The following is a 12,960-nucleotide window of genomic DNA, read 5'->3' as shown; positions in this document are numbered from 1 at the left end:
TCCTTCCAGAATCTAGCCGATTATCATTCGGGCCAGCAAGACCGATAGTCTCAGCGAGCCGACAGGAGACTGCAATGTCCGAAATGCCCCGCACTGAGACCTTCCAGCAAGCCACTGAAATCACGCGCGATTACGCCAAGGCGCCGTCCGCTATCCCGGCGCGGAACAGGGTCCGGCGCGCGGCCTTGGTGCTCGCGCTGCTCGCAGGCACTGCGACCATGGCCTACTACGGACACGATTACTGGACCAACGGCCGCTACCTCGAATCCACCGACGACGCCTATGTGAAGGCGGACTCCACGATCGTCGCGCCGAAAGTCTCCGGCTACATCGCCAAGGTGCTGGTCGGCGACAATGAGAAGGTTCGGGCGGGCCAGCTGCTGGCCAAGATCGACGACCGCGATTTCAAGGCGGCGCTCGACCAGGCGAAAGCCGACGTCGCCGCCGGCGAAGCCTCGGTCCGCAACATCGACGCCCAGCTCGAACTGCAGCAGCCGATCATCGAACAGAGCACCGCCGACGTCGCAGCTGCAGAAGCCAATCTGAAATTCGCGCAGGAGGAGCGCGTCCGCTACGACGACCTCATGAAGTCGGGCTCCGGCACGATCCAGCGCGCGCAGCAGACCGACGCGGCGCTGCGCGCCAGCAGTGCGCAATTGCAGCATGCCAAGTCCGGCCTCGTCGCCGCGCAGCGCAAGGTCGACGTGCTCACCACCCAGCGCGCCCAGGCCACCGCCCAGCTCGAACGCGCCCGCGCGGTCGCGCAGCAGGCGGCGCTGAACCTGTCCTATACCGAGATCACCGCGCCGGTGGACGGCACGGTCGGCGCCCGCAGCTTGCGTGTCGGCCAATACGTGCAGGCCGGCACGCAATTGATGGCGGTGGTGCCGCTCGACGCCGTCTACGTCGTCGCCAATTTCAAGGAGACCCAGCTCACCCATGTGCGGCCGGGCCAGCCGGTCGAGCTGCACGTCGACAGCTTCCGCAACATCAGCCTGCGCGGCCATGTCGACAGCCTGTCGCCGGCGAGCGGGCTCGAATTCGCGCTGCTGCCGCCCGACAACGCCACCGGCAATTTCACCAAGATCGTGCAGCGCGTTCCGGTGAAGATCGTCCTCGACGACCACAGCCTCACCGGCTTGCTGCGGCCCGGCATGTCCGCGGTGCCGACCGTCGACACCAAACAGGCGGTGCTGGCCGAGCGCGACAGCGCAAAGCGGCTGGCTGACAACGTACCGCACCCAAACGGAGGCTGAAGCCGGAAGGCTCCGGCCGGACACTCAAATCCGTCCGGATGATCCTTCCAGAACTTCCGCGATGATCAAAACCATCCGCCTGACGCATCCTGTCTCCGTACCCGAGACGAGGCTTCCATGAGCACGCTCCAACCGGCCCTCAACGCTACCTCCGCCAATCTCCCCGCCGCTGCTGCGCCCACGGCGGTGTCCACAAAGACCTGGATTGCGGTGATCGGCGCCACCCTCGGCGCCTTCATGGCGGTGCTGAACATCCAGATCGTCAACGCCTCGCTCGCGGACATTCAGGGCGCGATCGGCGCCGGCATCGACGACGGCGGCTGGATCTCGACCTCCTATTTGATCGCCGAGATCGTGGTCATCCCGCTGTCGGGCTGGCTCGCGCAGGTGTTCTCGATCCGCATCTATCTGCTCACCAACGCGATCCTGTTCCTGGTTCTGTCCGCGGCCTGCGCACTGGCGCAGGATCTGTCGCAGATGATCGTGCTGCGCGCTATCCAGGGCTTCACCGGCGGCGTGCTGATCCCGATGGCCTTCACGCTGATCATCATGCTGCTGCCGCGCGCCAAGCAGCCGGTCGGCCTTGCGCTGTTCGCGCTGTCGGCGACTTTCGCGCCGGCGATCGGCCCGACCATCGGCGGCTATCTCACCGAGAATTTCGGCTGGCAATACATCTTCTACGTCAACCTGGTTCCCGGCGCGATCATGGTCGGCATGCTCTGGTATGCGCTCGAGCCCAAGCCGATGAAGCTGGCGCTGCTTCGCGAGGGCGACTGGGCCGGCATCATCACCATGGCGATCGGCCTGTCCGCGCTCCAGACCGTGCTGGAGGAAGGCAACAAGGACGACTGGTTCGGCTCGCCGTTCATCCTCAAGCTCTCGATCATCGCCGCTGTTGCGCTGACGGCATTCCTGATCATCGAGCTCACGGTGAAGAAGCCACTGCTCAATCTGCGTCTGCTCGTGCGTCGCAATTTCGGCTTCGGCATGCTCGCGAACTTCTTGCTCGGCATTGCACTCTACGGCTCCGTGTTCATCCTGCCGCAATATCTGGCGCGTATTCAGGGCTACAATGCCGAGCAGATCGGCATGGTGCTGGCCTGGACCGGGCTGCCGCAACTCGTGCTGATCCCGCTGGTGCCGCGCCTGATGCAGAAGTTCGATGCGCGGATCATCATCGGCGTCGGCTTCGTTCTGTTCGCAGCATCCAACTTCATGAACATCAACATGACCAACGACTATGCCGCCGACCAGCTGCTGTGGCCCAATATCGTGCGCGCCATCGGCCAGGCGCTGGTGATGGCGCCGTTGTCGGCGGTCGCGACCGCAGGCATCGAAGCGGAGAATGCGGGCTCGGCCTCCGGCCTGTTCAACATGATGCGCAATCTCGGCGGCGCCGTCGGCATCGCGCTGCTGCAAACCGTGCTGTCCAAGCGCGAGCAATATCACTCCAACGTGCTGATGCAGTCGGTCTCTGTGTTCGAGGAGGCCACACGAACGCGGCTCGAGCAGCTCACGCAATATTTCGTCAATCACGGCGTTCTCGACCGTGCGGACGCCGCGCATCGCGCCTATGTCGCGATCGGCCATACCGTACAGAAGCAGGCCTTCATCTTCGCCTTCAGCGACACGTTCTACCTGCTCGGAATGGCGCTGATCGTCGCTCTCATCGCCGTATTCTTTCTGAAGAGGCCCGGCCAAGTCTCGGCCGGCGGAGCCCACTGATCAACCAACGAAAAGGAGAACGACTATGAAGCCCCGCATGAACTACTATCAGGCCGCACCCGATACGATCAAAGCGCTGATGGCGCTGGAGGCGCAGATCCAGTCGACGGGCCTCGAGAAATCGCTGATCGAGTTGGTCAAGATCCGGGCCTCGCAGATCAATGGCTGCGCCTTCTGCATCAACATGCACACCGAGGACGCCCGCAAGCGCGGCGAGACCGAGCAGCGCATCTACCTGCTCAATGCCTGGCGCGAATCCCCGCTCTATTCCGACCGCGAGCGCGCCGCGCTCGCCTGGACCGAAGCGGTGACGCTGATCTCAGAGACGCATGCGCCCGACGAGACTTACGAACAGGTCCGCGCGCAGTTCTCCGAGGAGGAGACGGTGAACCTGACCATGCTGATCGGTGCCATCAATGCCTGGAACAGGATCGCGATCGCATTCCGCGCCGTGCATCCGGTGAAGGTGAAGGCGTCAGTGGCTTAAACCGACGGCAACGGACGGTCTCGTAGGGTGGGCAAAGCGTAAGCGTGCCCCCATTCTTCAGCAAAAACGTGAGAAGGCGTGGGCACGGCGCAAGCGCGCCTTTGCTCACCCTACGACAGCTACCTATGCCGCTTACACCGCCGTCGCCTTGGCGAAGTCCACGTAGATCTCGCGCAGGCGCGTCGCCATCGGGCCGGGCTTGCCGTCGCCGATCGTCTTGCCGTCGATGGCGATCACCGGCTGCACGAAAGAGGATGCGCTGGTGATGAACGCTTCCTTGGCGGCGAGCGCTTCGGCGACCGTGAAGGAGCGCTCCTCGACGCGCAGTTGACGCTCCTCGGCAAGCGCAATCACGGCCTTGCGGGTGCAGCCGGGCAGGATCGCGTTGGAGTTCTGGCGGGTGACGATGACGTCGTCCTTGGTCAGGATGAATGCCGTGGACGAGCCGCCTTCGGTCACATAGCCGTCCTGCAGCATCCAGGCTTCGCCGGCGCCGGCTTCCGCAGCGGCCTGCTTTGCCAGCACCTGCGCCAGCAGCGCCACGCTTTTGATGTCGCGCCGCTCCCAGCGGATGTCGGGCACCGTGATGACATTGATGCCGGTCTTGGCCACCGCGGCGTTGATGATGTCCTTCTCCGACGTGAACATCACCAGGCTCGACTTCACGTCGGCCTTGGGAAACGGGAAGTCGCGCCCCTTGTCGGCACCGCGCGTCACCTGGAGATAGACGAGGCCGTTCACGAGCTTGTTGCGCGCGATCAGCTCCTTCTGCAGCTCGGTGATGCGCTCGATGGTCTCCGGCAGCTTCAACTTGATCTCGCCGACGGACCGCTCCAGCCGCGCCAGATGCGAAGCATTGTCGACCAGCTTGCCGTCGAGCACGGCCGAGACCTCGTAGATGCCGTCGGCGAACAGGAAGCCGCGATCGAGCACCGAGATCTTGGCTTCCGAGAGCGGGACGAATGAGCCGTTGACGTAGGCGATCGAGTCCAAGGCAGGTCTCCTGGGAGGGAAGGGATTTGGCCACCGGTATAGGAGATTTGGCGGGCTGGATAAACCCACGATCCGTCATTCCGGGGCATTCGCAAGGCGAATGAGCCCGGAATCCATCTCACCGCGGTACTGCCCCGCTTGATGGATCCCGGGCTCGCGCTACGCGCGCCCCGGGATGACGACGGGTTAATGCGACAGAATCTTCGACAAGAACTTCTGCGCGCGGTCGCTGCGGGGTTTGCCGAAGAAATCGTCCTTCGCTGCGTCCTCGACGATCTCGCCGCGGTCCATGAAGATGACGCGGTTGGCGACTTTGCGGGCAAAACCCATCTCGTGGGTGACGACCATCATGGTCATGCCCTCGCGGGCGAGATCGACCATGACGTCGAGCACCTCGCTGACCATTTCCGGATCGAGCGCCGAGGTCGGCTCGTCGAACAGCATCACGATCGGATCCATCGCGAGCGCGCGAGCGATGGCGACGCGCTGCTGCTGGCCGCCGGAGAGCTGCGCCGGGAATTTCTGCGCCTGCTCCTTCAAGCCGACGCGCTCGAGCAGCTGCATGCCTTTGGCCTGCGCCTTGTCATGCCCCCTGCCCAGCACCTTCTCCTGCGCCAAGCAGAGATTGTCGATGATCTTGAGGTGCGGAAACAGCTCGAAATGCTGGAACACCATGCCGACGCGCGAGCGCAGCTTCGGCAGATCGGTTTTGGGGTCGTTGACCTTGGTGCCGTCAACGAGGATGTCGCCGCTCTGGAACGGCTCCAGCGCATTGACGCATTTGATCAGCGTCGACTTGCCCGAGCCGGAGGGGCCGCAGACCACGACGACCTCGCCCTTGGTGACATTGGTGGTGCAGTCGGTCAGCACCTGGAAGGTGGGGCTGTACCATTTGTTGACGTGGCTGATTTCGATCATGAGCGGGGAGCCCTAGCGAATGATGGCGATGCGCGCCTGGAGGCGGCGGACGCCGTAGGACGCGATACAGGAGATGGTGAAGTAGACCACGGCGGCGAACAGATACATTTCGACCAGGCGGCCGTCACGCTGCGCCACCTTGCTCGCCGCGCCCAGGAAGTCGGTGATCGACAGGACGTAGACCAGCGAGGTGTCCTGGAACAGCACGATGGTTTGCGTTATCAGCACCGGCAGCATGTTGCGGAAGGCCTGCGGCAGCACGACGTAGCGCATGCTCTGGGCGTAGGTCAGCCCCAGCGCACTCGCCGCGGCCGGCTGGCCGCGCGAGATCGACTGGATGCCGGCGCGCATGATCTCGGAGAAATATGCCGCCTCGAACATGATGAAAGTGACGAGCGAGGACGTGAACGCGCCGACGCTGATCGGACGCGAGGCGCCTGTCACCCACTGCCCGATATAGGGCACCAGGAAGTAGAACCAGAAGATCACCAGCACCAGCGGCAGGGAGCGCATGAAGTCGACATAGATGCCGGCGATGCGGCCCAGAATCTTGAATCCGGACAGGCGCATCAGGGCGAGCGCCGTACCGAAGACTAGGCCGCCGAGAGCTGCGAGGAAGGTCAGCGTCAGCGTGAACGTCATGCCCTCGTAGAACAGATACGGCAGCGCGCGGCGGATGACGTCGAAATCGAGATTGCCGAGCATCGCTTATTTCCCCGTGATGTAGCCGGGGATCGCAACCCAGCGCTCGAGGAAGCGCATCGCGGTCACGACGACGGCGTTGACGAGGAGATAGAGGATGGTCGCGGCGGTGAAGGCCTCGAACACCTGGAAAGAGAATTCCTGCATCGAGCGCGCCTGTCCGGTCAGCTCGAGCAGGCCGATGGTGATGGCGACCGCGGTGTTCTTGATGGTGTTGAGGAATTCAGACGTCAGCGGCGGCAGGATGATGCGGAAGGCCATCGGCAGCAGCACGTAGCGATAGCCCTGCACGGTGGTCAGGCCGAGCGCAGTCGCCGCCATCTTCTGCCCGCGCGGCAGCGAGGAGATGCCGGCCTGCAGCTGCACGGCCACGCGCGCCGACATGAAAAAGCCGACGCCGATCGCAGCCGTCCAGAACGGCGCGTTCGGCAATTGCTTCAGCCACAGGCCCGCGGCTCTCGGCAGGATCTCCGGCAGCACGAAGAACCACAGGAAGAGCTGCACCAGAAGCGGCATGTTGCGGAAGAATTCGACGTAGGCGAAGCCGAACCAATTGGCGCCCTTCGACGGCAGCGTGCGCATGACGCCGACAATCGAGCCCGTGATCAGCGCGATCACCCAGGCCAGCGCCGCGGTCTTGAGGGTCAGCGCCAGCCCCGACAGCAGCATGTCGAGGTAGGTGCCGGTCCCCATCGGGTTCGGCTGGAAGAAGATTCCCCAGTTCCAGTTGTAGTTCACGTGTCCCCCGCGCGAACGCGCCCGTCATTGGACGTCTTCAGAGAAAGTCTCAGGCCTATGCAAATGTCCGGCCACTCTGGTGTCAAGAGTGGCCGGACATGATTCCGATCGAAAGATCGAGGTTTTATCTTACTTGTAGTCGTCCGGGTTCGGCGAGTCCGTCGGCTTGGCGAACTCGTTCTTCAGCTCGGCCGAGATCGGCGTGTTGAGGTTCAGGCCCTTCGGCGGGATCTTCTGGGTGAACCACTTGTCGTAGATCTTCTGGGCCTCGCCGGAGGTGTAGAGCGCAGCCGTGGCCGCATCGACGACCTTCTTGAACGCGGGATCGTCCTTGCGCAGCATGATGCCGTAGGGCTCCGGCTTGGAGAACGCATCCTTGGAGATAACGTAGTCGCCCGGGTTCTTCGAACCGGCGACGAGGCTCGCCAGCAAGATGTCGTCCATGACGAAGGCGACCGCGCGGTCGGTCTCGACCATCAAGAAGGCTTCGGCGTGATCCTTGGCCGGAATGATGTTGGCGCCGAGGCCCTTGGCGGCGTTGGCTTCGGTGAGCTGCTTGATGTTGGTGGTGCCGGCGGTCGAGACCACGGTCTTGCCCTTGAGGTCATCGATCGACTTCAGGCCGCTCGACTTCTTGAAGACATAGCGGCTGGCGGTCAGGTAGTGGGTGTTGGTGAAGGCGACCTGCTTCTGGCGCTCGGCATTGTTGGTGGTCGAGCCGCATTCGAGGTCGATGGTGCCGTTGGCCATCAGCGGGATACGCGTCGCCGACGTCACCGGGTTGAGCTTGACCTCGAGCTTGTCGAGCTTGAGCTCCTTCTTCACGGCCTCGACGATCTTGTAGCAGATGTCCATCGCGAACCCGACGGGCTTCTGGTTGTCGTCGAGATAGGAGAACGGGATCGAGGAATCGCGGAAGCCGAGCGTGATCGCGCCGGTGTCCTTGATGTTCTTCAGCGTGCCGGTCAGCTCCTGGGCCCCGGCTTGGCTGACGACGAAGGTCGCGGCGAGCGCGAGCCCGATGTGACGGAAATGTTTCACGTTTTTCTTCCCCTTTCGGATGATGCGGCCCGGATGCAAGCACAAATCGGGCCGGATTAGAATGTAACTTTCGGCTGGATCGTCGGCTCAGGTTAACGGGCCTGTCAGTGGCTTTGGCAACTCTCCGAGATCCCAGAACAGCCCGGCCATCACCGTCAAGGCCTCTTCGGTCAATGGCAGCAGGATGTGCTCATTGGGCGCATGCTGGGAGCAGCCGGGATAGGAGTGCGGCACCCAGATCGTCGGCAGTCCCAGGATCCCGGAGAACACGTCATTGGGCAGCGAACCGCCGAAATTCGGCAGGACGGCCGGCGCCTTGCCGGTGGTCGCTCGCACCGAATCCGCCGCCCATTTGATCCACGGACTGTCGAAATCGGTGCGCGATGCAGCAAAACTCTGTGCCGCGCGCACCTCGACCATCGGAAAGCCGCGTCCGACCAGATGTGCGCGGACAGCGTCGATCAGCCCTTCAACCTTGGTCCCAACCACGAAACGCAGTTGCAGCACGGCACTGGCCTGGCCGGGGATCGCGTTGGCCGGCTTCTCGATATTGCCTGAGGACATCGCCAGCACTTCCAGCGTGTTCCAGGCGTAGAGCCGTTCAGCAGCCGAAAGCCCCTCCTCGCCCCAATTTTCGGCCAGCGCCGGCTCGTCGGCAGTCGGCACCACCTCGACGTCGGCGAGATAGGAGCGGATCTGGTTGGTCAGCCGCGGCGGCTTCAAGGCATCAAGCTGGAGACGGCCGTGGCCGTCGACCAGGGTGGAGATCGCGTTGACCAGGATGGTCGCGGGGTTGGCGAGCACGCCGCCCCAATTGCCGGAATGGTGACCGCCGTCGCGCAAGTTCACGTCGAGATGGATGCGGATGCCTCCACGACAGCCGAGAAACAGCGTCGGCCGATCGGCCGAGAGGCGCGGCCCGTCGGAGGCCATGAACAGGTCGGCCTTGAGCGCGTCGCGATGGAGATCGCAGACCTTGCCGAGATCGGGCGAGCCGATCTCCTCGCCCATCTCGATGATGAACTTGGCGTTGAAGCCGAGCTTACCGCCGCGCGCCTCGCGCACCGCACGCAGCGCGGCCATATTGATGCTGTGCTGCCCCTTGTTGTCGGCGGTGCCGCGGCCATAGAGGCGCGTCCCGGAAGCATTGGTGCGCCAGGGATCCCGGCCATCACGCCACTCGCCTTCCATGCCGTCGACGACATCGCCATGGCCATAGACCAGCACGGTCGGCGCAGACGCGCTCTCGTGATGCTCGGCGAACAGGAACGGCGCCTTGCCGCTCGGGGATTCGACGAGGCGGCTGGAAAAATCGAGCGCGGCGAAAGCCGGCTGCATCTCCTGCTCCAGATAGGCGCGCAGCTCGGGGCCGCGCTGCGGATTCTGGCTCTCGGTCTTGTAGGCGACGCGGCGATCGAGTTCAGCGAGGAACGCGCCGGAGTTGAAATCCTCACGGGCGCGGGCGATGGCGTCGGCTCTGGTCATACTTGCTTTTCGAGATGTGAGACGAAGGACCTTACCTGAGGCGGGTCGGCCTTCGAAAGTGGCGGGGACTCGGATAGTTCTTGTAGTTCGCTTCTTGTAGGTCTCTTCTCGTGGTCCTCTTGGGATTTCGTTCTTGCTTCCTTGAGACTGGCTTGCCAGGCACAGCTGCGACGCTGACTTTGGCCTTGCCAAGCGCAAGCCTTCTATCTTGGCCCTTGCCAAGGGCCAATTATATGCAAGAACTTCGCCAAGTTGGGGCGCACATCTATCATTCGAAGAGCGATCAGTACAGGGCGCCGAGGGACCAGCATGGCCAAAGAGATCAGGCTCAACGCCTTTGCGATGAATTGCGTCGCACACCAATCACCGGGCCTGTGGACCCATCCGCGCGACCGTACCGCCGAGTATAACCGCCTGTCCTACTGGATCGATCTCGCCAAGACGCTGGAGCGCGGCCGTTTCGACGGGCTGTTCCTGGCCGACGTGCTTGGCGTCTATGACGTGTATGGCAACAGCCCTGACGCAGCCTTGCGCAATGCAGCGCAGACGCCGTCGAACGAGCCGCTGCTGCTGCTGTCGGCGATGGCGGCGGTGACGCAAAATCTCGGCTTCGGCGTCACCAGCAATCTGTCCTTCGAGCCGCCCTATCCGTTCGCACGGCGGATGTCGACGCTCGATCACCTCACCGAGGGGCGGATCGGCTGGAACGTCGTCACCGGCTATCTCGACAGCGCCGCGCGCGGTGCCGGCAAGGACAAGCAGACCGGCCATGACGACCGCTACGACATCGCCGACGAATATATGGAGGTCGTCTACAAGCTCTGGGAAGGCAGCTGGGAAGACGATGCCGTGCTGCGCGACCGCAAGCGCGGCATCTTCACCGACCCGGCAAAAGTTCATCGCGTCAATCATGCGGGCGCGAACTACCGCATCAACAACACCATTCACCTCAGCGAGCCCTCGCCGCAGCGCACGCCCGTGCTGTACCAGGCCGGCACCTCGCCGCGCGGCCGGCAGTTCGCGGCCAGGCACGCCGAGTGCGTGTTCATGTCGGGACCGTCAGCCAAGGTGATCGCGCCGCGCGTCTCCGCAATCCGGCAGGAGGCGGCCGCACTCGGCCGCGATCCGGCGGAGATCCTGATGTTCTCGATGATGACGATCATCCTCGGACGGACGGAAGCCGAGGCGAAGGAAAAATACGCCGACTACCGCCGCCACATCAGCCCAGAAGGCGCGCTGGCGCTGATGTCGGGATGGACCGGCGTCGACTTCTCCGGCTACGACCTCGACCAGCAGGTGCGCCACGTCCAGAACGATGCCGGCCGCAGCGCGATGGACAACGTGACCCGCGCCGACCCTGACCGCGTCTGGACCGTGCGCGACGTCATCGAGCATGTCGGCATCGGCGGCGCTGGCCCGGTCGTGGTCGGCACGCCCGAGATGGTCGCAGACAAGATCGAAGCATGGTTCGAGGCGACGGATGTCGACGGCCTCAACGTCGCGTTCGCGATCTCGCCCGGCGATTTCGAGGATATCGCCGACATGCTGGTGCCCGAGCTGACGCGGCGCGGAAGGTACAAGAGCGAGTACGCCAAGGGCACGTTGCGGGAAAAACTGTTCGGCGAGGGCCGCGCGCGCCTCGACGCGCCGCATCCCGCGGCGGAGTATCGCGTGGGGAAGAAGGGGTAGGCGGAAGATCGCGCCACAGCCAGGCTGTCGTCCCCGCGAAGGCGGGGACCCATAACCACAGGAAGTAGTTTGGCGAAGACTCGGGAGTTCGGTACGCCTACCAGCCGCAGTCGATAGATCACGCGGTATGGGTCCCCGCCTTCGCGGGGACGACAGCGGGGCTACACCTTCCCGTCCACCATCACCTCGATCAGCTTGGTTCCCGGCCGGCCAAACGCCGACGCCAGCGTCGCCTTCAGCTCACGGGGATCACTCACCTTGATCGCCTCGCAGCCGAGCGCCTTGGCGACGCCGGCGAAATCGACCGGCGGATTGACGAAGTCCATGCCGACGTAATTGTCATCACCGTGGAAGGCGAGCAGGCGCTGCTTGATGATGCGATAGCCGCCATTGTTGGCAATGACGACGTTGAGCGGCAGCTTGTGGTGAGCGGCAGTCCAGAGCGACTGGATCGAGTACATCGCGCTGCCATCGCCGGAGAAGCACACCACGGGGCGATCGGGATTGGCAATGCTGGCGCCGACCGAGGCCGGCAAACCCCAGCCGATGCCGCCGGAGGCGAGCCCGTGATAGCCGTAGCGGTCGCGATGCGGATGCAGGGCCGTGACCTGGCGGCTGGAGGTGAGGCCTTCGTCGACGAGAATGGCATTGTCAGGCATTGCCTCGACCATCTGGAGCACGAGGAAGTCCGGATCGATCGGTGTGCGGCCGGCGCTCTTGCCGATCTGCTCGACCAAAGCGCCGCGGCGCGCGGTCCAGCTCTTCGGCGCGAGCTCGGCGAGGCGCTGCTTGGCGCGGCTCGCGAGTGCCGCGCCGCCCATCTCCTTCAGCACCGGGATCAGCGCGCGCAGGGTTTGCTTCAGATCCGCCTTCAGCGCGATCTCGGCCCCGTAATTCTTGGCGATCTCCCAATCGACGAGGCCGACCTGCACGATGCCGAGACCCTCCGGCAGCGCATCGACCTCGCTATAGACCGACATCCGCAAGGGATCGCCGCCGAGCGCGATCAGCAGATCGTACGGCGCGAGCGTATCGCGCGCGGCCTTCTGCACGCGCGCGAGCGTGCCGACGAAGCTCGGGCTTTCGGACAGAAAGTGCGAGCCGTAGGGCGTCGAGGACTGATAGGCCGCAGCGCCGAGCAGCTCGGCCAGTTCAGCCGCCTCCGTCAAAGCATCGCTCTTGACCACCTCGTCCATGGTCACGATCACGGGACGCTCGGCCTTGAGCAGACGTGCGGCAAAGGCCTTCAGCGCCTCGTCCGAAGGTTTCGTGCGCGCATCGATGCGGGTGGAACGACCGAGATCGAGTCCCGCCTCGCTGTTGAGGATGTCGCCGGGCAGCGAGATGAACACCGGCCCGGTCGGCGGCGTCATCGCCACCTTGGCGGCGCGGCGCACGATGCGCGGCAGGTCCTCCAGCCGTGTCACCTCTACCGCCCATTTCACCAGCGGCTCGGCCATGCGCACCAGCGGACCATAGAGCACCGGCTCCATCAGACCGTGGCCCTGCTCCTGCTGGCCCGCCGTCAGGATCATCGGCGTGCCCGTGAACTGGGCGTTGTAGAGCGAGCCCATGGCGTTGCCGAGGCCGGGCGCGACGTGAACGTTGCAGGCGACGAGCTTGCCCGAAGCGCGGCTGTAGCCGTCGGCGATCGCGACCACCAGGCTCTCCTGCATCGCCATCACATAAGTGAGATCGGGATGGTCCTTCAGCGCATGCATGATCGGCAGTTCGGTGGTTCCAGGGTTGCCGAACAGATGCGTGATGCCCTCGTCCTTGAGCAGCGCGAGAAAGGCGGAGCGGCCGGTGATCTTGTTCTTCATGTTTCCTCCAGGAGCGGACCGTTGCCGCAAGGACCGAAAGCATGATGGCCGAGATGCTGGCAGAGGCGCAAGGAAGCGCGGTCATGGCTGCGTTGCGCGGGAG

General features: G+C 64.0%; 11 protein-coding genes. 4 read left to right on the top strand and 7 right to left on the bottom strand.

The annotated features are described in order from the left end of the window. Positions 1–74 precede the first annotated feature (74 nt). From I6F37_RS23815 to I6F37_RS23805, 3 genes are all read left to right on the top strand, one after another. On the top strand, positions 75–1,256 hold the full coding sequence (locus I6F37_RS23815; RefSeq protein ID WP_035997296.1) for an HlyD family secretion protein: 1,182 nt from the start codon (positions 75–77) through the stop codon (positions 1,254–1,256). Positions 1,257–1,373: 117 nt separating this feature from the next. Next, positions 1,374–2,981, top strand: a complete 1,608-nt coding sequence (locus tag I6F37_RS23810; protein WP_035997294.1) for a DHA2 family efflux MFS transporter permease subunit — start codon at positions 1,374–1,376, stop codon at positions 2,979–2,981. 25 nt (positions 2,982–3,006) lie between these two features. Continuing rightward, the gene (locus tag I6F37_RS23805) at positions 3,007–3,468 is read left to right on the top strand and encodes a carboxymuconolactone decarboxylase family protein (RefSeq protein WP_035997291.1); all 462 of its coding nucleotides are present in this window, start codon (positions 3,007–3,009) and stop codon (positions 3,466–3,468) included. 132 nt (positions 3,469–3,600) lie between these two features. On the opposite strand, the gene I6F37_RS23800 is transcribed toward I6F37_RS23805, so the two are convergent. From I6F37_RS23800 to I6F37_RS23775, 6 genes are all read right to left on the bottom strand, one after another. Beyond that, on the bottom strand, positions 3,601–4,461 hold the full coding sequence (locus tag I6F37_RS23800; RefSeq protein WP_035997288.1) for a D-amino-acid transaminase: 861 nt from the start codon (positions 4,459–4,461) through the stop codon (positions 3,601–3,603). Between the two features lie 186 nt (positions 4,462–4,647). Continuing rightward, positions 4,648–5,379, bottom strand: coding sequence for an amino acid ABC transporter ATP-binding protein (locus tag I6F37_RS23795; protein WP_035997285.1), 732 nt, complete (start codon positions 5,377–5,379; stop codon positions 4,648–4,650). A gap of 12 nt (positions 5,380–5,391) precedes the next feature. Continuing rightward, complete coding sequence (locus I6F37_RS23790; protein WP_035997282.1) at positions 5,392–6,084, bottom strand: amino acid ABC transporter permease; 693 nt, start codon at positions 6,082–6,084, stop codon at positions 5,392–5,394. A 3-nt stretch (positions 6,085–6,087) separates the two neighbouring features. Further along, on the bottom strand, positions 6,088–6,819 hold the full coding sequence (locus I6F37_RS23785; RefSeq protein WP_035997279.1) for an amino acid ABC transporter permease: 732 nt from the start codon (positions 6,817–6,819) through the stop codon (positions 6,088–6,090). A 129-nt stretch (positions 6,820–6,948) separates the two neighbouring features. Further along, positions 6,949–7,860, bottom strand: coding sequence for an amino acid ABC transporter substrate-binding protein (locus I6F37_RS23780; RefSeq protein ID WP_035997336.1), 912 nt, complete (start codon positions 7,858–7,860; stop codon positions 6,949–6,951). An 87-nt stretch (positions 7,861–7,947) separates the two neighbouring features. Next, positions 7,948–9,345, bottom strand: coding sequence for a M20 family metallopeptidase (locus I6F37_RS23775; RefSeq protein WP_035997274.1), 1,398 nt, complete (start codon positions 9,343–9,345; stop codon positions 7,948–7,950). Positions 9,346–9,654: 309 nt separating this feature from the next. Between I6F37_RS23775 and I6F37_RS23770 the strand changes: the two genes are divergently transcribed. Then, the gene (locus I6F37_RS23770) at positions 9,655–11,034 is read left to right on the top strand and encodes an LLM class flavin-dependent oxidoreductase (RefSeq protein WP_036021046.1); all 1,380 of its coding nucleotides are present in this window, start codon (positions 9,655–9,657) and stop codon (positions 11,032–11,034) included. A gap of 161 nt (positions 11,035–11,195) precedes the next feature. On the opposite strand, the gene I6F37_RS23765 is transcribed toward I6F37_RS23770, so the two are convergent. Continuing rightward, positions 11,196–12,857: a thiamine pyrophosphate-binding protein gene (locus I6F37_RS23765; RefSeq protein WP_225152850.1), complete on the bottom strand. Its 1,662-nt coding sequence runs from the start codon at positions 12,855–12,857 to the stop codon at positions 11,196–11,198. Positions 12,858–12,960: the final 103 nt, after the last annotated feature.

The organism is Bradyrhizobium sp. NBAIM08, from assembly GCF_020193935.1.
In the GTDB taxonomy this organism is placed as follows: domain Bacteria; phylum Pseudomonadota; class Alphaproteobacteria; order Rhizobiales; family Xanthobacteraceae; genus Bradyrhizobium; species Bradyrhizobium yuanmingense.
The sequence above is the reverse complement of the archived record's forward strand: the minus strand, read 5'-3'. Positions and strand labels throughout refer to the sequence as shown.

Coding starts and splice junctions, on each gene's coding strand:
- I6F37_RS23815 (WP_035997296.1), top strand. CDS start 75: ATGTCCGAAATGCCCCGCACTGAGACCTTCCAGCAAGCCACTGAAATC.
- I6F37_RS23810 (WP_035997294.1), top strand. CDS start 1,374: ATGAGCACGCTCCAACCGGCCCTCAACGCTACCTCCGCCAATCTCCCC.
- I6F37_RS23805 (WP_035997291.1), top strand. CDS start 3,007: ATGAAGCCCCGCATGAACTACTATCAGGCCGCACCCGATACGATCAAA.
- I6F37_RS23795 (WP_035997285.1), bottom strand. CDS start 5,379: ATGATCGAAATCAGCCACGTCAACAAATGGTACAGCCCCACCTTCCAG.
- I6F37_RS23790 (WP_035997282.1), bottom strand. CDS start 6,084: ATGCTCGGCAATCTCGATTTCGACGTCATCCGCCGCGCGCTGCCGTAT.
- I6F37_RS23775 (WP_035997274.1), bottom strand. CDS start 9,345: ATGACCAGAGCCGACGCCATCGCCCGCGCCCGTGAGGATTTCAACTCC.
- I6F37_RS23770 (WP_036021046.1), top strand. CDS start 9,655: ATGGCCAAAGAGATCAGGCTCAACGCCTTTGCGATGAATTGCGTCGCA.
- I6F37_RS23765 (WP_225152850.1), bottom strand. CDS start 12,857: ATGAAGAACAAGATCACCGGCCGCTCCGCCTTTCTCGCGCTGCTCAAG.